Source organism: Shewanella sp. FeAMO (assembly GCF_053653955.1).
The window spans coordinates 2,294,981-2,315,374 of record NZ_CM132201.1; the positions used below are offsets into that span (position 1 = coordinate 2,294,981).

Sequence of the window (20,394 nt, forward strand, 5' to 3'; positions counted from 1 at the left end):
GGCGCTATGGCATAACAAGAGGGACGGCATCTGCCGTCCCTTTACTTTTACCCGTCAGCTATTTTAACCGCACTACGTTTTCTGCCTGCAGCCCCTTTTGGCCTTCAGTCACGCTGAAGCTGACCTTCTCACCCTCTTTCAGGGTGCGGCGGCCGCTGCCTTGAATGGCGCGGTAGTGGACGAACACATCGGCGGCGTTTTCCTGGGTTAGAAAACCAAAGCCCTTTTCATCGTTGAACCATTTAACGGTTCCTGTCACTTGTTGCTCTGACATAGTTTCCTCGTTACCTAATCTTGGCTGCTGGTCTGTATTAGCGTTTGTAGAATAAAAGGGTTTTGTTTCATTGGCTTGACAGTCTGGTGACGCTGAGAGAAATGGTTGCAGGCGGCCGTGGTGGTCCGTGAGCAAAAGTTCACTCAATAGCGGCAAAGGTTTTCTTGAAGTGAACAATATGCTTTAGTAATGAGTAATCTACAAAAAGCGCTTGCTTTTACCCGGGTGAAATCCGGCGCAGTTCAATTCACACCCTACAAGGAACAAGAATATGCAGAAATGGATCCCCTTGCTGGCGCTCGGCGCCTTCAGTAACCTGGCCCTGGCGGCTGACTGGCAGTTGGACAATGCCGACTCCAAGGTTAGCTTTGTGTCGGTCAAGAAAGGTGATATCGCCGAGGTACATGAGTTCAACCAGGTGAGTGGCACACTTGCCGAGAGTGGCGAATTCAAGTTGGAGATCCCGCTCAACGGCGTTAATACCGGCATTGAAATCCGCGACAAGCGGATGCAAACCATGCTGTTTGAGGTGGCTAACTTTCCTAGCCTGACGCTGACAGCGCAAGTGCCTGCGGATCTATTGGACAAGCTCAAACCCGGCGAGTTGCTGACTACTGAGATTGATGGCGTGTTGTCGCTGCATGGCAAAAGTCAGAACAAGCGCTTTGGTGTGGTGGTGGCCAGACTCGGTGAGTCGAGCCTTTTGGTAACCTCGCAAAAAGCCGTCATAGTGAACGCCGAAGAGTTTGGTTTGACCGATGGGGTTGAAAAATTACGTGAAATTGCCGGACTATCCAGCATCAGTAAGGCTGTTCCTGTCTCTTTTGTTCTAAGATTAAACAAGTAACAAACGACGGCTTGATTTGAGGCAAGACTCAAGGCGGATTTTGTTTCATAATGTGACTCTCTGATCGCCGCATTGGCGGCGTTCGGAAGTTTGCCCCTTATGGGTTGGCCTGAGACGTTGCACGCGGGAAGAAAGATGGTTACAGACAAAGACGGCTATATGCACCTCATACAATTCCTGACCGAACACCTTGGATTGTTTGAGACTCCCGAAGGGGAATCTTTGGGCGACAGCAGCGTCATGGAACAGTTTGAAGAGCAGCTGTCGGCGCAGATTATTATGGTCTGTGGCCAGAATCCGCAACTGTCCTTCGCCCAGCGTAACACTGTTATTCGTGAGATAGATGCCATAGTGTACGATTTGGAAGAGATCCTGGCCAAGGTGGCCAATCATAAGGCTACGGCAAAGCAAACCTTGTTTATCAGCGAGTTTGCCGGTTTGATCAAGAATCTGTTTGATCAGGAAATCGCCAAGCTCCTGTCTCAATAACACACAGGTGGAGGCGCTCAATGCTGACACTGCTTTCCGGGTTTGATGACAATACAGTGGCAGTTCGCGCCAGCGGTGTGATCAGCGGTGATGATTACGATGCTGTTTTGCTGCCAGCGGTGGAGTCCAAACTCAGGGAACATGTGCTCATTAAACTTTGGTATGAATACGGTGCCGACTTCGAGGGCATCTCTTTGCAAGCGGTGTGGGACGATGCCTGCCTTGGACTGTTTCATCTGCAGGACTTTTCCCGTATAGCTGTGATCACCGATAGCCCTGCCATCGAGGGCATGGCTCAAACCTTGGCGCTGATGCTCCCTTGCCCGGTGGCCGTGTTTCCCAGAGCGGAAATGGCCAAGGGCCGAGCCTGGCTCTCGGGAACCTGAAGCGTTAACATCTGTCTTATCTGTAAGTTCCGGCACTTCAGCCGGATTTTCATCTTGTTAAGTGAAATGAATGGAATAGTCCTATGCTTAAAAAACTTGGTCTTTGTTTTATGTTGCTTTCGACATCAGTGTTTGCCCAGGAAAAAACAGTCATAGGTCAGACTGAAATTATGACGGTCGCCGAAGCCGGGCTCAGTTTTGAGGCCCGTATTGATACCGGGGCGGCCAACACCTCCATGCATGTGGTGGATCTCAAGGTCATTGGCGGCAGTGCCAAGAAGATGCAGGATAACGTGGGCAAAATGCTCAGCTTTACCACAGAAAACGAACGTGGTGAGAAAAAGCAGCTCAAGGCCAAAATCGTCAAGACATCTACTGTCAGTAACTCTCAGGGACGAGAGACGCGTTACATGGTGGAGTTGAACGTCGCGTTTGGCGATCACAAACGTAAGGTCAAGGTTAATCTCAGAGACCGCAGCCACATGGATTATAAACTGCTTATCGGCCGCAACTGGCTGTCCGATGACTTTCTGGTCGATGTGGCTGAAAAGCGCATCATAGGGCCGGTCGCTCCCATCAGTGTGCGGGAATCAGGACTGATTTTCCAAACCCGTATAGATACCGGCGCGGTGGAAAATTCACTGCATGCTACGGATCTGAAAGTGGAAAACGGCGATGAGGATATGGAAAAGAATATCGGTAAACAGCTGAGCTTCACCACAGAAAACGAAAAGGGCGAAAAGCAACGCCTGCATGCCATGATCACCAATACCTCGCTTATCCGTAATGCCCAAGGCAGTGAAATTCGTTATATGGTGGAACTCAACATTGGCGAGCCGGGAAGAGAGTATCCGGTCAAGGTTAACCTTAAAGACAGAAGCAAGATGACCCATAAACTGTTGATTGGCCGAAACTGGCTGCAGGGTCACTATCTGGTGGATGTCAGCCTGAAAGAAAGCGACTGACAGCTAAGCGCTTCTAACCATACCCCGTGAAAGCCGCCTATTATGGCGGCTTTTGTCATCCAGAGGAATATTATAGTGATATTTTTCAATGGTATGGAATGGCAGCTCTTTGCTTAGAGTCAGGCTATTTTGAAATCCCGGCCCATGTGAAATCGTCTAGCTGAAAAAGTTTTGCAAAGGTTTGATAAGTCCAGCGCTTGAGTCTTCTCTCGCCTCAGGGGGAGCCTGGTTAAACTACTCAATGGACTCAAGCGGCAGCAGCAGGCGGATGCAGCAGCCGTCTCCCTCTTGGGAGCTGATGGTCATTTCTCCAAGCAGTTTTAGCCTCACATAGCTCTGTAACCGTGACAGAGTGCCGGTTCCGCTTTGTGAAGCGGCCTGTTCAATACGGGCCAGCGTCTCCTGACTTATTCCGCTGCCGTTGTCTGTTACTGTAACCTCCAGATGGCGCTCGTCCAGCTTGTCCGCCTCAATAGTTATCAGGGCATTGGCAGATTGATGGGTAAATGCATGATGCAGAGTGTTGCTCAGCAAAGGGTAGAAGAGCAATAAAAGATGCCAGGGTTTGGCACCAGGCAACAGCTTGTCCGCAATCGCCAATTTCATTTCAACATTTGCGGCGGCAAACTGTGGCGCCATCAGAGCCTGCAGGTGAGTCACGAATTCATCGAAATGAAGCGTCTTGACCTCTGTCTGTGGATAATTGACCAGCGCCAACAGGTGACGCAATCTGGCGGAACCAAGCAGAATAAGTTCCTTGGACTGATTCAAAACTTCGGTGCTTTCGGCTTCAAACAAACTCGCGCCGAGCTGATCGAAGTCGGCAGACAAGTCAGCAACCAACTGGGCAAGTAGTCTTGGCAGCTGCAACTCCTGCTCTTTCATCAAGGTGCTGCTGAGACTGAGCAACTGAGACTTGCTTTGTGCCTGCTGTAATTGACCTTCCAATTGAGCTATCTGTTGCTGCTGTTGTTGCAGGGTACGGCTGTTGCGTTTATTGATATCGGCCTGTAACTCCAGGGCTTGCCCCAACTGCTGTTCCTGGCGTTTGTGACTGGAAAGATCGAATGCAATCGCCCCTATGCCACATAGTTCGCCAAATTCGTCGCGGATGGGGAAGCGGGTTACCTGATACAGGACATCCCCCAGAGGGGTGGCAATGGGTTCTTCAGAGCAGAAGGGGCTTTGGTTACTGACAACCCTTTGATCGTTGGCTTGGTAAATTTGTGCCAGGCCGAGAGGGAAGACCTGATTGTCATCGGCACCGATAAACTGCGCCCGTTCGTGGGCGGTAATTTCGCAATACTTGTCATTGACCAGCGTATATTGCCCGGTTAAATCTTTGATGTAGATGATGTTCTGTGAATGATTCATCAATGCATTAAGCTGCTCGGTACGTGTCTTGAGAATTTGTTGGGCGTTATGTTGCACCTCCAGTTGCTGCTCCAGCGCCAGGTTACTGGCATCCAGGCTGGCCATCGCCGTTTCCAACTGACGGGTGCGGGAGATAAAACTGCCGGCCAGCATCCCCAGTTCATCTTCTCTGTCTCTGGCGTCCAACTCCAGCCGGGCAGGGTTATTTTCCCTGAGCGCTGCCACCATGCGGCTGATAGGTTTGATAAACAATCTGTGCTGCACCAGAAATAACAGCAGCAGTGCCAGCAACTGGATCGCCACCAGGTAGATGCCGACTTTGCCGGCAATCAATGTTGCGTCCTCTTTGAGGGATGACAGCGGTGTGACTATTACAATTTTCCAATAGGTCTTGGGCATCAAAAATACCGAAACCAGCGCTGGCTCGTTGAGCAAGGGATCCCGGGTCAGTTCTTGGGTCAGCAGCAGCTTGGCATTGGCCGGCCATTCTCTGGCAGAGTTGTTGATTATGGTGGCAAGCAGTGCCGCCTCGATTTCATCACGCTCGCCCATCAGGCTTTTGAGCTGTTGACTGCTGAAGGCCTTATGTTGATTGGCCTCCTGAATAAGCACCTGATCGGCGCTGCGCAGTGCTTCACCAACAGATTGAAACTCGGGGAACAGGCGTTCAAGGCGTTGAAAATTATCCAGACTCAGCGGCTTTTCCAGCGTGCTGTCCAGCAACTCATCTTCCCAGGGAGAGGCGAGCAGATGGTTGCGGTAGTCGAGGGCAAACACATAACCGCTGAGATCTTTGAGTGCGCCTCTGAAGAAACGGTTAAGGCCACCAAGGCTGATGTCCACTGTGGCGGCACCGATAAACTCATGATCCTGCCAGATAGGGACAGAGGCAGTGACCATGGCTTCGGCCGTGTAGGGATCGCGATAGGCGCTGGACCAGAAGGTTCTGTCGGCCGGAAAAAAGCGGGTGGGTTTATACCAGTCTTCGTTGTGGTAGCGTTGCTGTGGCTGCTCGTTATAGCTGTTGAGTTGCTGCAGTTTGCCGTAGCTGTCGCGATACCAAAAGAGGCTGTCGAGGATCCGCCCGGGTTCAAAGGCTCGGGGCTCAGGCCAGATCCCGCCGCCGGTGATCATCTCTTTCTGGGTTTCCAATTCCAGCACCGACTCGATACTGGCCTTGAGCGCTGTGCCATTGCTGCGGTAAAGGGCACCAAGGTTCGCCATGGTACTGACCAGGCTTTCTATCTGAGAGGTCACTTCCTGCAGTCTTGCGGTAACGACTTGACCATAACTTTGGTTCAATGCTCTTTGTTGACTGAGCAACTGGTTACGTTGAATGCTGAGCAATACCAGCACAGTGCTGATGACAATGAGGGCGCTGATGAGTAACTGACTGAGGGCAAACTTGACCGGCAAGCGTTTCAGCCAGCCGGGAAGCCAAGGTAATCGGTTGGATTGTTGCTTTGCCTGGTTCCCTTGCATATATCCTCAGTAATAAGCTTTTCAAGCTGTTACATAATACAACCTCTTGAGAAAAGCCGCCATTTTTCTAAGGGCACCTAATAATTAGTGGGGCACTCGTGCTGAATGAGCGCGCAGGGTTTGCAGTTGGGCTGAGCGCGAAGCCGGGCAGAGATATGCAATCCGGACTGGGGATATAGAAAAGGCACCCTTTGGGTGCCTTAGCGTCGAGAAGGAGGCTTGCTTCAGAGCAGGTTGTTTTCTCTGACATAAGCTTCAAATTCAGTGCAGCCGCCGACGTGCTCTTTGTCGACGAAAATTTGCGGCACTGTTTCAACCGGCTTGCCTACGGTTTTTTCCAGATCGGCCTTGGTGATGCCTTCGGCGTGAATATCGACATACTTAAACTTGAAATCATCACGCTTTTCAGCCAGTTGCTCAGAAAGCTGCACTGCACGTACACAATATGGGCAACCTGGACGACCGAAAATAACTACAAACATATTGACTCCCATGGACTTGATTTGCAGCAGTTATACCACAGCTTAAAGACCTATGCTAAGTCGCTTGATCCCAGGAATGATTTTTCGGTTTGAAACCTGCCTTGGTAATCAAAGAAAGTTTGCAATAAATCCCAGCGCCGCGCCTGTTTTTTCAGCAGCAGCATATCCGGCGCCCGAAACCGCGCAGCATCGTCGACCAGTTGTTGTGGTTGACTGTATTTCGGCAGTTTCAGCCCAGGTGTTTTGCTGTGGGGATGAATAAAACAAGCAAACAGTGCCCGGCGTTGAGCACTGGTCTCCATTTTAAAATACTGGTTGAAGTCATTGCCGTCATAATCCAGATACTGAACTCTGAGGCGCCCCTCTTCGGCGTGCAGCAACATTTGCTGCACCTTGAATAGATGATGATGTTGTTTTGACAACACCTCTTTGAGGCGTTTGTCCGGGTCGACCAGAGTCGATTGGCATTGATGGCAAATCTTGGCAGCGATATCGTTTTCGGCGCCGCAATCCTGGCATGACTTGGCGCGATAGCGATAACTGCATTGACTATTGTCCTGCAACAGTCCTTGGCAGCGGCGGCCGAAGTGTTCGATGATGTCGCCATCCTCATCCGTCTTGCCCCAGAAGATATTGGCAAAACCGCACTCGGGGCAGGGAACCTGTACCGGCACCGAGTTTGCTGCGGGCTTGGGAGTGCCGACCTCGGGATAGAACAGGTCAAAGCCGCTGGCGGCATAATCTATGACCAGGCAGTCCTGTTTGCCTTCGGCTAGCCTCAGCCCGCGGCCAACCATCTGTTGAAACAGGCTCACAGATGCCGTGGGCCGCATGATGGCAATAAGGTCTACATGGGGCGCATCAAACCCTGTTGTGAGCACGGCCACATTGACCAGAAACTTAAGTTCCTGGGCTTTAAAGGCGCGGATGATGGTATCCCTCTGTTGCATCTCTGTGGTCGCTGTGATGAGCGCTGCCGGTTCGTCAGCCAGCAGTGTTAGCACTTCTTCGGCGTGACGCACAGTGGCGGCAAAAATAATCACTCCCTTGCGGGTGTTGGCCAGTTGCCTTAGCTGGTTAACAATGGCCTTGGTCGCACGGCCACTGTGACTGAGCAGGGCATCGACCTTAGCCTCATCATATTCCCCATTGCTGTTGCTCGGCAGGCCGCTGAAGTCATACTGAGCGCTCAGGCCATCGTAAAGCCTGGGCGGCGTCAGATAGCCTTGTTTAATTAGGGGCCTTAAGGGCAACTCAAAGATGCAGTCATCGAAAATCCCTCGGTCGGGATTACCAACCCGGCCGTGATAGTGGCGGCGATAAATAAAACCCAGCCCAAGGCGATAAGGGGTGGCCGTCAAACCCAGTAGCTTAAGTTTGGGGTTGTGGGATTTGAGGTGTTCAAGCAGTTGCTGATACTGGCTGTCCTGCTCAAGGCTCACTCTGTGGCACTCGTCTATGACCACCAGGGAGTAGTGGCTGTCAAAGGCTTCCAGGTTGCGCCCGGCGGATTGCACGCTGGCGACAACGGTTTTGCCTTGGGTGAGCTTTTGCCTCAGGCCGGCCGAGTAGATACTGGCTTCATCAGTCAACAGGGCAACTTTTTCGGCGTTTTGGGCGACCAGCTCTTTAACATGGGTCAGTACCAGTACCTTGCCTTTGGCGATACGGGCCAGTTCAGCAATCACCAAACTCTTGCCGGCACCCGTGGGCAGCACTATCACAGCCGAGCCTGACTGAGCGCGGAAATAGCGCACAGCGGCATCCACGGCTTGCTGCTGATAATCACGTAGGTGAATGCCGGCCTTGGCGGTATCTTCTGCCTGAATTTTTGTCGTCACTTTCTGAGCTACTGGCTTTTTACTATCTGTTGACACTGACTTGCAAAGAGGAATTGACCGTGGGGCGAGCTTATCACAGACGTGCTCGGGTACTGTGCTTTTCCTGCATTGTTGCCCACTTTCTATCCTCGGACACCACAACTCGTCTTGCTCAGGGCATCAATGGTTAAAAAAAGCACTTTTTGTAGGCAATTCATTTGCTAAAATGCCTCACACCACTGGTCAAAGACCTGTAGCTAACGTAAAATTTCACTCTTTTACTGTTTTAATTCAAACAGACACCAAAATCGCCGCCTACGGGCCGGCATGCACTGGAAGAGAAGATGCAGCAGTTAACTGAGATCGTAGAACAGGCCTTAGCCGCCATCGAAGGGGCCAGTGATCTGAAAATCCTCGATGACATCCGCGTCGATTATCTTGGCAAGAAGGGCAAGATCACCGACATGATGAAGTTGATGGCGACCCTGAGTCCACAAGAAAAGCCCGCCTTCGGCCAGAAGGTCAATGAAGCCAAGCAAAAGGTACAGCAGTTCCTCAGTCAGCGAATTGAAGGGCTGAAAGCAGCCGAGTTGGAGCAGAAGCTCCAGGCTGAGAAAATAGATGTCACCCTGCCGGGGCGTCGCCTGGACAATGGTGGTTTGCATCCGGTCACCCGAACCATTGAACGGATTGAGAGCTTCTTTGGTGAGTTGGGCTTCAGTGTCAAACAGGGGCCGGAAATCGAAGACGATTATCACAACTTCGATGCCTTGAATATGCCCGAGCATCATCCTGCTCGTGCGGGGCATGATACTTTCTACTTCAATCCCAAGGTAGTGCTGCGTACCCAGACTTCAGGGGTGCAAATTCGCACCATGGAAGTGGAAAAGCCACCTTTGCGGATTATCTCTCCCGGTCGTGTTTATCGTAATGACTACGATATGACTCACACGCCTATGTTCCATCAGGTGGAAGGCCTGCTGGTCGATGAGAATGTTAACTTTGCCGAACTGAAAGGCATTTTGCACGACTTCCTGCGTAACTTCTTTGAAGAGGATCTGGAGATACGTTTCCGTCCTTCTTACTTCCCCTTTACCGAGCCTTCTGCCGAAGTGGATGTGAAAGGCAAGAACGGCTGGTTGGAAGTACTCGGCTGCGGCATGGTTCACCCTAATGTGCTGCGCGGTGTGGGAATCGATCCTGATAAATACTCCGGTTTTGCTTTTGGTATGGGCGTCGAGCGTCTGGCCATGTTGCGTTATGGTGTCAACGACCTGCGCGCCTTCTTCGAAAACGACTTACGTTTTCTCAAGCAATTCAAATAACGGAGCTTTAGTATTATGAAATTCAGTGAATCCTGGCTTCGTGAGTGGGTTAACCCTGCGATTAGCCGTGACGAATTAACTCACCAAATCACCATGGCCGGCCTGGAAGTGGACGACGTCATTGCCGTTGCCGGTGACTTTTCCGGCGTGGTAGTGGGTGAAGTGGTTGAATGTGGTCAACACCCCGATGCCGACAAGCTAAGGGTCACCAAGGTCAATGTCGGCGGCGAAGAGCTGTTGGATATCGTCTGCGGCGCACCTAACTGCCGTCAGGGACTCAAGGTTGCTGTGGCCGTTGTTGGTGCGGTGCTGCCCGGTGACTTCAAAATCAAGAAAGCCAAACTGCGTGGACAACCTTCACACGGCATGCTGTGTTCTTATGGCGAGTTGGGCATAGAGATTGAGAGCGACGGCATTATTGAGCTGCCGCTGGATGCTCCTATCGGTACCGATATTCGTGAATATCTGCAGCTTAATGATGTGATTATCGATGTGGATCTGACCGCCAACCGTGCAGATTGCCTGGGTATGGTGGGGCTGGCCCGCGAAGTGGGCGTGCTCAACCGTCTTAACGTGACCGAGCCAAGCTGGGAAGCTGCCAACGTCAGTAGTGAGCGTAGAGTTGAAATTGACGTGGCCAACCCGGAAGCTTGCCCGAGATATCTGGGCCGGGTGGTCAGCAATGTCAATGTCAAGGCGCAAACGCCTGACTGGATGGTGGAGAAACTGCGCCGCAGCGGTATTCGCTCGATAGATCCTATCGTGGACATCACCAACTATGTATTGGTTGAATTCGGTCAACCTATGCATGCTTTTGATCTGGACAAGATTGACGGCGGCATCAAGGTGCGTCTGGGTAACGGTGAAGAGAAGCTGACTCTGCTCGATGGCAACGAAATTACTGTACCAGCCGATACCCTGGTGATTGCCGATAACAGCCAGGCATTGGCCCTGGCTGGTGTATTCGGTGGTGAGGCTTCCGGCGTCAGTGAGCAAACCCGCGATATTATGCTGGAGTGTGCGTTCTTCGCGCCTTTGGCCATCATGGGTAAGGCCCGTCGCCTTGGACTGCACACCGACTCTTCGCATCGTTTTGAGCGCGGCGTTGACCCAGAGCTGCAGCATAAGGCTATGGACAGAGCTACCCGCTTGGTGCTGGATATCTGTGGCGGCGAAGCCGGCCCTGTGGTTGAGGCCAAGAGCGAAGCGCATCTGCCAAAGGCTGCCGACATTAAACTGCGTCGCAGCAAGCTGGACAAACTGCTTGGTCATCAGATTAGTGATGCCGATGTGGAAGAGATCCTGACCCGTCTGGGCTTCCAGGTTGAAAAACAGGGCAGCGATTGGCAGGTGAAAACCGCCACTTATCGCTTCGACATGGCAATTGAAGAAGATCTTATCGAAGAAGTAGCCCGAATTTACGGTTATAACAATATTCCGAACACAGCCCCGCTGGCGCACCTCTCTATGACAGATCATAAAGAGTCGGATCTGAAGCTTAGTCGGGTGAGGGCTATGTTGGTGGCCCGAGGTTTCCAGGAAGCTGTCACCTATAGTTTTGTCGATCCCAAGCTGCAAAAACTGGTGCATCCTGACAGCGAAGCCATGGTACTGCCTAACCCGATTTCCAGTGAAATGTCGGCTATGCGCCTGTCTATGTTCACTGGATTGCTGAATGCTGTGGGTTACAACCAGGCCCGTCAACAGACTCGTGTACGCCTGTTTGAGACTGGTTTACGCTTTATTCCTGATGCACAAGCAGAATCCGGCGTAAGACAACAAGCCATGCTGGGTGCGGTGATCGCCGGTCCCCAGAGCGACGAGCACTGGAGCATGGAGTCGAAAACCGTTGATTTCTTCGATCTTAAAGGTGATTTAGAGGCCATTATTGGCTTGACAGTTTCCGAAGCTGAATTTAGTTTTAAAGGAGCGCAGCATCCGGCTATGCATCCGGGGCAATGTGCTGAAATATTGAGAAATGATCGGGTCATAGGGTATATAGGTGCAGTCCATCCCAGCCTCGAGAAGCCTTTTGGGCTGAATGGCAAAACCATAGTTTTTGAGCTGGAATTGGACGCCTTGCTGCAGGCTAAATTACCGCAAGCCCAGGCTGTGTCTAAGTTTCCAGCCAATCGCCGCGATATCGCCATAGTGGTTGATGAAGAAGTCGCCGCAGGTGACGTGATGACGCTGATAAGAAAAGTTGGCGAAAATCAGTTGGTTGGCTTAAACTTGTTCGATGTATACCGAGGTAAAGGTGTAGAGCAGGGCAAAAAGAGTCTGGCGATCGCACTTACGTTACAAGATAACACTCGTACACTTGAGGAAAAAGAGATAGCTGAGATGGTTGATACAGTGGTTTCTGCACTCAAGTCCGAGTTCAACGCATCGTTGAGGGATTAAAGTATGGCACTTACCAAGGCCGAAATGGCAGAGCATCTTTTTGAAACGCTTGGCATTAACAAGCGGGTAGCCAAAGAGATGGTTGAAGCGTTTTTCGAAGAGATCCGAACTGCGCTTGAAAATGGTGAGCAGGTCAAGTTATCTGGCTTTGGCAACTTTGATCTTAGGGATAAGAATCAAAGACCGGGAAGGAATCCCAAAACAGGTCAGGACATTCCAATTTCTGCCCGTCGGGTGGTGACATTCCGTCCGGGACAGAAGCTGAAGAGTCGCGTAGAAGCCGCTAACAAAGGCAAATAACTGCTCGGTCAGTAATTCAGAACAGGGAAGCCGCTCCTGTGAGTGGCTTCCCTGTTTGTGTCTGTAGAAAACACTTCTACTATGCTGTATCGCTTTTTAATGCCTGGTTTGGCATTGCATTGGAATTACACCCAGGGGTTAAACCTTGTCAAATACACCTTCCAAGCCTAAGAAAGGCAAATACTTCGATAGGCGCTTCCGTTGCTCATTGTTGCATCCGAGATTTTGGGGCAGTTGGTTGGCGATAGGCGTACTGGTTCTCTTTGGTCTCTTGCCCGCCATTATTCGCGATCCTATCGCTCGCGGCTTGTCACGTTTGGTCAGGCGTATAGCCCATAAGCCCATTAAGGTGGCCAGAGCCAATCTCAAAGCCTGTTTCCCCGATAAGAGTGAATCGGAAATCGAGCAGTTGCTGGAGCGCAACACCGAAGCTTTTGTGATGACCTTGCTGGCCCAATCTGAGCTTATCTTGATGCCGAGCTCCTATATACGCAAAAGAGTCAAGGTTGAGGGAGAAGAGCATATTGCCGCTGCCCGTGAAGCAGGGCAGCCGATTATCTTTATCATGCCCCATGTGTGGGGCATAGAGTATGCCGGTTTGAGGCTGAATTTGGACTTGCCCATGGTCTCCATGGCCAAGGCGCATCGAAATGAATTGTTCAACTGGTTCAATAACCGGATGCGCAGCTCTCAAGGCGGCAATATCTATATGCGTGAAGCCGGGATCCGGGCCTTGTTGGCTGAGCTGAAACAGGGTAACAGTTTCTTCTATTTGCCGGATGAAGACTTGGGACCGGAACAGAGCGTATTTGCGCCATTTTTAGGAACAGTCAAGGCTACTTTACCTGTGGTTGGCCGTTTGGCACAGGCTGGTAACGCTCAGGTAATGCCGGTGAAGATTGGCTACGACGAGCAAGCCAGGTGCTTTCGTTTGACTGTTATGCCGGCAATTGATCCCGAGTCGATGCAGGGCAAGGAAAATGAAGCCAAGGCGCTGAATAAGGCGGTGGAGCAGGTGATCAACGCCTATCCTGAGCAGTACATGTGGTTTCTTAAGGTACTACGCACTCGTCCGGAAGGTATGCCGCCGATTTATTGAAATAGAACACAGATAAAGCCACTCACAGAGTGGCTTTTCTTTTATGTACTATCGGCAAAGTGCTGCCTGTTGCTTGCAGGCTTGGGGAAGAATCATGTGCCCAAGGAATTGGTGGTTATGGCAAAGGTTGATATTTTGAGCTTGAAGCAAGAGGAGGGGAAGCATTTACAATTTCTTGCGACACGAGAACAAGCCGATCCCGATAAGCTCTTGCTATGCTCATCATTCAAATTTAGTTAATAAGAGGAGTTGGTTCTTTAGAAAGGAATTGGTTGCGGGAGCCGGATTTGAACCGACGACCTTCGGGTTATGAGCCCGACGAGCTACCATGCTGCTCCATCCCGCGTCCGATTTGTGCTAATCAGTTTGAATTCATAATTAAGGAATTTGAAATTGGTTGCGGGAGCCGGATTTGAACCGACGACCTTCGGGTTATGAGCCCGACGAGCTACCATGCTGCTCCATCCCGCGTCCGATTTGTACTAATCAGTTTGAATTCATAATTAAGGAATTTGAAATTGGTTGCGGGAGCCGGATTTGAACCGACGACCTTCGGGTTATGAGCCCGACGAGCTACCATGCTGCTCCATCCCGCGTCCGTTAAAGCGGGGTGGACTATAACGACCAAGGGGCGGCAATGCAAGGACAAATCATCAAAATGCCATTGAGTGTTCAAATTTAATTCATCCGTGCGCGGAGATTAAACGTATCGGTCACAACTCCAACAATTCGGCAGGATTGACCAAGAAAAGCGGTCCTGAAAACGGAAGTTTTTATCTTTTACCTTAATCAAAGGGTATAATGCGCCATTCATTTTTGCTTTGCTATCTGGTTTGTTCATGTTGAATTTTTTTGCGGCGGCCCCCAAGGGGTTTGAATATGCTTTGGCGCAGGAACTGCGCGAGTTTGGTGCGCTTGAGGTCAAGGAAAGCCTGGCCGGGGTTTATTTCTCCTGTCCACTGGAGCTGGCATACCGCATTACCCTTTGGACCAGACTGGCAAGCCGTATTTTGCTTATATTGCATCGCGGTCCCTGTGATTCCGCCGAACAGCTTTATAATGCGGCCTTCTGTATCGATTGGCCGAGCCACTTTGATAACCGTTGTACCTTTAGTATCGACTTTCACGGCATGGGCGGTTTTATCAAGAACACCCAGTTCGGCGCCCTCAAGATTAAAGATGCTGTAGTGGATCGCTTCCGCGAAGACGATCTCAACCGCCCCAATGTGCAACGTGTCGATGCCGACTTCAAAATCGATGCCCACTACCGTAACGGCCAGGTAACCATAGCGCTGAACTTCTCCGGTCCAGCGCTGCATCAACGTGGCTATCGCAGCGGTACCGGTGAGGCGCCATTAAAAGAGAACCTTGCCGCCAACATGTTAGCCAGGGCCCAATGGGATAAACAAACGCCTTTGCTGGACCCATTTTGTGGCAGCGGCACAGTGTTGATTGAGGCGGCTATGATAGCGGCCGATATGGCCCCGGGGCTGCAACGCAGTCGCTTTGGCTTTGAGCACTGGTATCGCCATGACGCCAAGCTTTGGCAAAGCATAGTCGAGGAAGCCAAGGCGCGGGCCAGCATAGGCAAGAACCGTTGTGATGTGAAGTTCTTCGGCTCGGACATGGACTCGCGCATGGTGGCGCTGGCCAAACGTAATGCCAAGAGCGCCGGTGTCAGTCACCTGATTGAGTTCAGTGTGGCCAATGCTCTCAATATCACGCCACCGCTGGACAAAGGCTTGTTGATCTCCAACCCGCCCTACGGCGAGCGTTTGGGCAATGTCTCCTCTTTGTTGCAGCTTTACTATCAGTTTGGCGACAAGCTCAAGCGTGAGTTCGGTGGCTGGCAAGTGGCCTTGCTTTGCAGTGATATCGAATTGATCTCATCGCTTAAGCTCAAGGCCGATAAGCAGATGAAGATGTTCAACGGGGCACTGGAGTGCGCCTTTAATCTCTATACCCTGCATGCCAACTCTACCCGCAGGGCAGCGGTGGCGGCCGAGCAGTCAGGGGCTGAGGTCAGTGATATTGCCAGTGCCTTTGCCAACCGGGTGAAAAAGAATCTGAAACAGCTGGATAAGTGGGCCCGTAAAGAGGGAATCGACAGTTATCGCCTCTATGATGCAGATATCCCCGAGTACAATGTCGCTATCGACAAGTATCTGGATTATGTGGTGATTCAAGAGTATGCGGCGCCCGCCAACATACCTGAAGCCGTCAGCAAGCGACGTTTGACCGATGTGCTTCTGTCTTTGCCCGGTGCCATAGGTGTTGAGCCGGACAAGATCATCCTCAAGACCCGCGAGCGGCAGAAGGGTACAAATCAGTATCAGCGGCTCGACAAAGAAAAGCTGGAGCTGGTTACCCAGGAGTACGGTGCCCGTTTCAAACTCAACCTGACCGATTATCTGGATACCGGGTTGTTTCTCGATCACAGGCTTATTCGCAAACTGGTGGGCAGTAAAGCCAACGGTCGCGACGTACTCAACCTGTTCGCCTATACGGGAACCGCGTCGGTGCACGCCGGGCTTGGCGGTGCCAAGTCGGTCACGACTGTGGATATGTCCAACACCTACCTTAACTGGGCCAAGGATAACTTTGTGCTCAATGGTTTGATTGGTAAACAGTATCGTTTCGAGCAGGGCGACTGCCTGCAATGGATCCGCGATTGTGACCGTAAGTTTGATCTTATCTTTATCGATCCGCCAACCTTCTCCAACTCCAAACGGATGGAAGACTCATTCGATGTGCAGCGCGATCACGTCAAGTTGTTGTCTGATCTATTCAAGCTGCTCAATCCGGGCGGAGAGATAATCTTTTCCAACAATAAACGTAAGTTCAAAATGGATAGCGAGGCCATGGCGGCTCAGGGCATGTCAGTTACCAATATGGATGCCCAGATGCTGCCAATGGATTACAAGCGCAATCCGCATATTCATAATACCTGGTTGATAACCCATGCCTGAGACGCCATTGACCCTATACCACACAGATGGTTGCCATCTGTGTGAGTTGGCCATGACCTTGCTCGATGGCCTGAATATTGGTTATCGCACCCAGGATATTTGCGAGCAAGAAACGCTTGCCGAACGCTATGGAGTGCTTATTCCTGTGCTGGCCAACAGCATGGGTGAGGAACTCTGTTGGCCCTTCGATGAACAGCAAGTAAAACGCTTTACAGGAGCATAATGTGAGTCTGGTTCGTATCAATAATGGCTCGCTTGCCTATGGTTATACCCCTCTGCTGCAGCAGGCAGATTTCAGTATTGAAGCCGGCGAGCGGGTCTGTATTGTCGGCCGTAATGGCGCCGGCAAGTCCAGTCTATTGAAGGTGTTGGCAGGAGAAGTCCTGCTTGATGATGGTGAGTTCAATATCGCCACCGATGTTAAAGTCAGCCGCCTGCAACAGGACCCACCCAAAGCGGAACAGGGCACTGTCTATTCCTATATTGCCGCCGGTCTGGCCGATGTGGGCCAACTGCTCGAAGAATACCATCAACTGTCGCAGTCTATGGCCAAGGCCCAGGGCGAAGCGCTCGACAAAATGCTGAAAAACCTTGAGCGGTTGCAATCCAAGTTGGATCACTTCGATGGTTGGCAGCTCGACAACCGTATTCAGCAAAACTGTCGGCTGCTGGGGTTGGACCCGGATAAACCTCTGTCTGAACTCTCCGGCGGCTGGCAACGTAAAGTCGCCCTGGCCAGAGCTTTGGTGAGCGAGCCGGATTTGTTACTGCTTGATGAGCCTACCAACCACCTGGATATCGACACCATAGAATGGCTGGAACAGTTTCTGTTGGGATATAAGGGCGCCATCGCCTTTATCAGTCACGACCGTGGCTTTATTCAGAAGATAGCCACCCGTATAGTGGATCTGGACCGTGGAGTGGTTACCTCCTGGCCCGGTGATTACCAGAGTTATCTCGATGGTAAGCAGGAGTGGCTCAGGGTTGAGGCCGAACAAAATGCGCATTTCGACAAGAAACTCGCCGAGGAAGAGGTGTGGATCCGTCAAGGGATCAAGGCTCGCCGTACCCGTAATGAGGGCCGGGTGAGGGCCCTCAAGGCCTTGAGAATGGAGCGCCGGGCCCGCCTGGAACGCCAGGGCAATGCCAGAATGCAGGTGTCTGAAGCCGATCGCAGTGGCAAGTTGGTGTTTGAGGTGCAGGATCTCAATTACAACCTGGTAGATAAGGACCTGGTGCGGGACTTTTCCACCAATGTGATGCGCGGCGATCGCATCGCACTGATTGGCCCCAACGGTTGCGGTAAATCCACGCTTATCAAGTTGTTGATAGGTCAGTTGGCGCCGCAGAGTGGTGAAATTAAGACGGGCACCAAGCTGGAAGTCGCCTACTTTGACCAATACCGCGAAGCCTTGGATCCGGAGAAGACGGTTGAAGAAAACGTCGGCGAGGGTAAGAGCACAGTTACTGTTAACGGTAAAGACAGGCATATCCTCAGTTATCTGCAGGACTTTTTGTTTTCGCCCATGCGGGCCCGTACACCGGTCAAGGCGCTCAGCGGCGGTGAGAAAAACCGCTTGCTACTGGCCAGACTGCTGCTCAGGCCGGCCAACCTTATCATTCTCGATGAACCGACAAATGATCTTGATATAGAGACACTGGAATTGCTAGAGTCTCTGCTCACTGAATATGAAGGTACTCTGCTGCTTGTCAGTCATGACCGGGCCTTTATTGATAATACGGTCACCAGTTCCTGGTGGTTCAGTGGCAACGGCCGTTGGAGTGAATATGTCGGCGGCTATCAGGATGCGGTTGCCCAAGGGGCACGTTTCTATCGCGACGCTGAGGAACCTGAGGCAGCTAAGCCTGTCAAACAGGAGGTTGCGCCGCAAAAAGCCGCAGAACCCAAGACAGCCAAAAAGCTTTCCTATAAGCTTCAACGTGAGTTGGATGCTTTACCTGCCTTGATGGAAACTCTGGAGCAGGAGTTGGAACAGCTGCAGAAGCGCGTCAATCAGCCGGACTTTTATTCGCAGGATCAAGCTATTGTGAGCAGCGAATTGCAACAGTTGGCAGAGAAAGAACAGCAACTGGAGGCTTACTTCGAGCGTTGGGAAGAACTCGAGTCAATGAAGTAAGCTCAAAAATTTAAATGGGAATCAAATTAATGAAGTTGAATAGTGCGCTGTCATTGGTGGCCATGGGGGTTATCAGTGTATTACAGGTATCGCAGGCGGCTCCTGTCTATGAAGTCGTCAACCTGGATGAATATGATCTCAAAGGTAACCTGACCGATACTCGTACTGGTTATGGTATGGGCGTTAATGCCAATAATGAAGCCATAGGTGTAGCCAAGGGCAAGAAAAAGCTCAGCACCTCGGATGTGGATAATGATGACGGCATTATCGACATTGAAGATGGTATCGCCCCAGAGGAAAAGATCACCTATTCCATCAATGATCCCATCATTGCCAATAACTTCACCTTCAACTCTCAGGAAAACGATCCTGCCAGTCCCTGGACACCCAATTTTGAGAGTGTAAACGGTAGCACGCCGCCTGCGGATACCGACCCTGCCGATCCGGCCAGTGTCAATTCGGTTGACAGTTTCTTCTATGACGTCAATGACGCCGGTATTCGTGTCGGTGCTATGACAGGTAAAGAGAAGAAAGTCGACTACACCGGGGAAACCGAAGGGCAGGAGTACTGGTATTACCGTGACTTCGAGCAGCGCGGTTTTGTTAAAGACGGCAGTACTGAAGTGCCGCTGTTGCCGCCTTATACCACTTATACCAAGGACGACAAGACGGCCGAGCTCGGCGGTTGGTCCATGGCATCAGCCATCAACAGCAACAACCTGGTTGCCGGCTATGCCAGTACCGCCATCAGTAACTATGGCGCCGAACGGGCCGCGGCTTGTCTCAGTGACGACAACACGCTGCCGCTGGATGTGTGTCTGCAGCGGGAAAAATATCCCAACGCCAACAACACCCGCAATATTCAGTACCAGATGCGTGCCTATGTCTGGCAGTATGAAAATGGCGCGGTTACCGGCACTGAGCTGCCACTTGGTCTGACTCCCGGTGATTCAGACTATACCTTTACCGCTCAGGGGCTGGGGCTGAACAACTCTGGAGTTGTTGCCGGACGCTCCCATGTTTATCGTTATAACGATTCAGACAACCTGAGAATGGATGCGGCCTACTGGAGTAAAGATGCCAATGGTGAATACAAGTACCATTGGATCCCGGTTGTCGATGATGATGTGCGCAACTCCATTGCCTATGATGTCAATGATGCAGGGATCTTGGTCGGTAGCTACAACAAGTACATTCAGGGCTATATCCGCGATAAGTTCTTTATCTATGATACCAATAACCCTGAGACCAAGCCGGTTACTCCCAATGATTTCTACAACACCATGTCTGATCTCTCCAGCAAGCCCAGAGATATCAACAACAAAGGTCAGGTCGTGGGTTATATCGAGTCTACCCATGACAAGGACAAACCAAGACCTAAGGTGGGTTTCCTGTTTGACAAAGAGTCCGGTGAGTTCAGTAATCTCAATAAGCTGCTGACCTGTGAGTCCAAAGGCTATGAGAAAGATGCCGAAGGCAACTGGAAACGTCATGAAGTGAGTGTTGAAGATGGCTCAGGCAAAACCCTGACCTACAACACTGACATAGTGGTGGTGGAAGCCAACAGCATCAATGAGGAAGGCACCATAGTAGGTACTGCCTTTATCCGTAAGCCTTCTTACCAGTTTGATGACGACGGCAATTTGGTGATCGGCGAAAACGGCAAGCCGCTGTTTGAGCTTAATGGTAACGGTCAGCCAGTGACTTCTTATCTGCCGCGTATGGTTGTTCTGAAGCCCAGTGGCAGTGGGGAAGCTTGTACTCAGGTGGACGACGGTGATATCGATAAGCCGTTTGAGCGTTCCGGTGCGGCCAGCTTGGGTTGGTTGGCATTGCTGCCGCTGATCTGGTGGCGCAGACGCAAAATTTAAGCTTAGTTTAAGCCTGTGAGATCGGCGCCCAAAAGGCGCCGATTTTTTTTAATCAGGATCTCAATAGTTTAAAATTTCTTCGCTATAATTGGCGATTTTTTGATTGATCTCGGCGTTGAAAAGTTCTATTCATAGCAAGTGAAGCTGATGCTTCTATGTAAAATAGTACA

Annotated in this window: 16 protein-coding genes and 3 tRNA genes; 12 read left to right on the top strand and 7 right to left on the bottom strand. The window is 51.2% G+C overall.

Annotated elements, in window-relative coordinates:
• Positions 1-58: 58 nt before the first annotated feature.
• A complete protein-coding gene (locus ACWAU4_RS10265; RefSeq protein WP_025009621.1) occupies positions 59-274 on the bottom strand; it encodes a cold-shock protein in 216 nt (71 codons plus the stop codon).
• Between the two features lie 271 nt (positions 275-545).
• Between ACWAU4_RS10265 and ACWAU4_RS10270 the strand changes: the two genes are divergently transcribed.
• The 4 genes from ACWAU4_RS10270 (at position 546) to ACWAU4_RS10285 (ending at position 2,961) form a co-directional block, all read left to right on the top strand.
• Positions 546-1,121, top strand: coding sequence for a YceI family protein (locus ACWAU4_RS10270; RefSeq protein WP_025009622.1), 576 nt, complete (start codon positions 546-548; stop codon positions 1,119-1,121).
• A 135-nt stretch (positions 1,122-1,256) separates the two neighbouring features.
• Positions 1,257-1,610, top strand: a complete 354-nt coding sequence (locus ACWAU4_RS10275; protein WP_025888976.1) for a DUF3802 family protein — start codon at positions 1,257-1,259, stop codon at positions 1,608-1,610.
• A 20-nt stretch (positions 1,611-1,630) separates the two neighbouring features.
• Positions 1,631-1,996 carry a SpoIIAA family protein gene (locus tag ACWAU4_RS10280; protein ID WP_025009623.1) on the top strand — a complete coding sequence of 122 codons (366 nt, stop codon included), beginning with the start codon at positions 1,631-1,633 and terminating at the stop codon, positions 1,994-1,996.
• Between the two features lie 83 nt (positions 1,997-2,079).
• The gene (locus tag ACWAU4_RS10285) at positions 2,080-2,961 is read left to right on the top strand and encodes a putative ATP-dependent zinc protease (RefSeq protein WP_454290557.1); all 882 of its coding nucleotides are present in this window, start codon (positions 2,080-2,082) and stop codon (positions 2,959-2,961) included.
• A gap of 234 nt (positions 2,962-3,195) precedes the next feature.
• Here the strand turns inward: ACWAU4_RS10285 and ACWAU4_RS10290 are convergent, their stop codons facing one another.
• The 3 genes from ACWAU4_RS10290 to ACWAU4_RS10300 form a co-directional block, all read right to left on the bottom strand.
• Positions 3,196-5,817, bottom strand: a complete 2,622-nt coding sequence (locus tag ACWAU4_RS10290; RefSeq protein WP_208125936.1) for a PDC sensor domain-containing protein — start codon at positions 5,815-5,817, stop codon at positions 3,196-3,198.
• Between the two features lie 224 nt (positions 5,818-6,041).
• The gene (locus ACWAU4_RS10295) at positions 6,042-6,299 is read right to left on the bottom strand and encodes a GrxA family glutaredoxin (RefSeq protein ID WP_025009626.1); all 258 of its coding nucleotides are present in this window, start codon (positions 6,297-6,299) and stop codon (positions 6,042-6,044) included.
• 50 nt (positions 6,300-6,349) lie between these two features.
• Entirely contained in the window at positions 6,350-8,140 is a 1,791-nt protein-coding gene (locus tag ACWAU4_RS10300) for a DEAD/DEAH box helicase (RefSeq protein ID WP_243756851.1), read from the bottom strand.
• A gap of 323 nt (positions 8,141-8,463) precedes the next feature.
• Here ACWAU4_RS10300 and pheS point away from each other — a divergent pair, with 323 nt between their 5' ends.
• The 4 genes from pheS to lpxM all read left to right on the top strand — a co-directional run bounded on the left by pheS (position 8,464) and on the right by lpxM (position 13,246).
• Entirely contained in the window at positions 8,464-9,444 is a 981-nt protein-coding gene (gene pheS / locus ACWAU4_RS10305) for a phenylalanine--tRNA ligase subunit alpha (RefSeq protein ID WP_208125938.1), read from the top strand.
• Positions 9,445-9,459: 15 nt separating this feature from the next.
• On the top strand, positions 9,460-11,847 hold the full coding sequence (pheT, locus tag ACWAU4_RS10310; RefSeq protein WP_144168306.1) for a phenylalanine--tRNA ligase subunit beta: 2,388 nt from the start codon (positions 9,460-9,462) through the stop codon (positions 11,845-11,847).
• Between the two features lie 3 nt (positions 11,848-11,850).
• Positions 11,851-12,147 (top strand): integration host factor subunit alpha, encoded by a 297-nt coding sequence (ihfA, locus tag ACWAU4_RS10315; protein WP_025009628.1) that lies wholly within the window; start codon positions 11,851-11,853, stop codon positions 12,145-12,147.
• 145 nt (positions 12,148-12,292) lie between these two features.
• A complete protein-coding gene (gene lpxM / locus ACWAU4_RS10320; protein ID WP_107111085.1) occupies positions 12,293-13,246 on the top strand; it encodes a lauroyl-Kdo(2)-lipid IV(A) myristoyltransferase in 954 nt (317 codons plus the stop codon).
• 269 nt (positions 13,247-13,515) lie between these two features.
• Here lpxM and ACWAU4_RS10325 read toward each other — a convergent pair.
• The 3 genes from ACWAU4_RS10325 to ACWAU4_RS10335 form a co-directional block, all read right to left on the bottom strand.
• Positions 13,516-13,592, bottom strand: a tRNA-Met gene (locus ACWAU4_RS10325).
• 48 nt (positions 13,593-13,640) lie between these two features.
• A tRNA-Met gene (locus ACWAU4_RS10330) sits at positions 13,641-13,717 on the bottom strand.
• A 48-nt stretch (positions 13,718-13,765) separates the two neighbouring features.
• Positions 13,766-13,842 (bottom strand) — tRNA-Met (locus ACWAU4_RS10335).
• A gap of 243 nt (positions 13,843-14,085) precedes the next feature.
• Here ACWAU4_RS10335 and rlmKL point away from each other — a divergent pair.
• From rlmKL to ACWAU4_RS10355, 4 genes are read left to right on the top strand one after another with little or no spacing between them, the layout of a single operon-like run.
• Entirely contained in the window at positions 14,086-16,215 is a 2,130-nt protein-coding gene (gene rlmKL / locus ACWAU4_RS10340; RefSeq protein ID WP_454290558.1) for a bifunctional 23S rRNA (guanine(2069)-N(7))-methyltransferase RlmK/23S rRNA (guanine(2445)-N(2))-methyltransferase RlmL, read from the top strand.
• A complete protein-coding gene (locus ACWAU4_RS10345; RefSeq protein ID WP_208141604.1) occupies positions 16,208-16,438 on the top strand; it encodes a glutaredoxin family protein in 231 nt (76 codons plus the stop codon). The genes rlmKL and ACWAU4_RS10345 overlap by 8 nt, the downstream gene beginning before the upstream one ends.
• A gap of 1 nt (position 16,439) precedes the next feature.
• Entirely contained in the window at positions 16,440-18,353 is a 1,914-nt protein-coding gene (locus tag ACWAU4_RS10350; protein ID WP_454290559.1) for an ABC transporter ATP-binding protein, read from the top strand.
• 29 nt (positions 18,354-18,382) lie between these two features.
• On the top strand, positions 18,383-20,224 hold the full coding sequence (locus tag ACWAU4_RS10355) for a DUF3466 family protein (RefSeq protein WP_454290560.1): 1,842 nt from the start codon (positions 18,383-18,385) through the stop codon (positions 20,222-20,224).
• The last annotated feature ends 170 nt before the right edge of the window (positions 20,225-20,394 follow it).

What these genes read in the sequence shown, in the direction of transcription:
- ACWAU4_RS10265 (WP_025009621.1), bottom strand. Translation starts at nt 274, where the DNA reads ATGTCAGAGCAACAAGTGACAGGAACCGTTAAATGGTTCAACGATGAA.
- ACWAU4_RS10270 (WP_025009622.1), top strand. Translation starts at nt 546, where the DNA reads ATGCAGAAATGGATCCCCTTGCTGGCGCTCGGCGCCTTCAGTAACCTG.
- ACWAU4_RS10275 (WP_025888976.1), top strand. Translation starts at nt 1,257, where the DNA reads ATGGTTACAGACAAAGACGGCTATATGCACCTCATACAATTCCTGACC.
- ACWAU4_RS10280 (WP_025009623.1), top strand. Translation starts at nt 1,631, where the DNA reads ATGCTGACACTGCTTTCCGGGTTTGATGACAATACAGTGGCAGTTCGC.
- ACWAU4_RS10285 (WP_454290557.1), top strand. Translation starts at nt 2,080, where the DNA reads ATGCTTAAAAAACTTGGTCTTTGTTTTATGTTGCTTTCGACATCAGTG.
- ACWAU4_RS10290 (WP_208125936.1), bottom strand. Translation starts at nt 5,817, where the DNA reads ATGCAAGGGAACCAGGCAAAGCAACAATCCAACCGATTACCTTGGCTT.
- ACWAU4_RS10295 (WP_025009626.1), bottom strand. Translation starts at nt 6,299, where the DNA reads ATGTTTGTAGTTATTTTCGGTCGTCCAGGTTGCCCATATTGTGTACGT.
- pheS (WP_208125938.1), top strand. Translation starts at nt 8,464, where the DNA reads ATGCAGCAGTTAACTGAGATCGTAGAACAGGCCTTAGCCGCCATCGAA.
- pheT (WP_144168306.1), top strand. Translation starts at nt 9,460, where the DNA reads ATGAAATTCAGTGAATCCTGGCTTCGTGAGTGGGTTAACCCTGCGATT.
- ihfA (WP_025009628.1), top strand. Translation starts at nt 11,851, where the DNA reads ATGGCACTTACCAAGGCCGAAATGGCAGAGCATCTTTTTGAAACGCTT.
- rlmKL (WP_454290558.1), top strand. Translation starts at nt 14,086, where the DNA reads ATGTTGAATTTTTTTGCGGCGGCCCCCAAGGGGTTTGAATATGCTTTG.
- ACWAU4_RS10345 (WP_208141604.1), top strand. Translation starts at nt 16,208, where the DNA reads ATGCCTGAGACGCCATTGACCCTATACCACACAGATGGTTGCCATCTG.
- ACWAU4_RS10355 (WP_454290560.1), top strand. Translation starts at nt 18,383, where the DNA reads ATGAAGTTGAATAGTGCGCTGTCATTGGTGGCCATGGGGGTTATCAGT.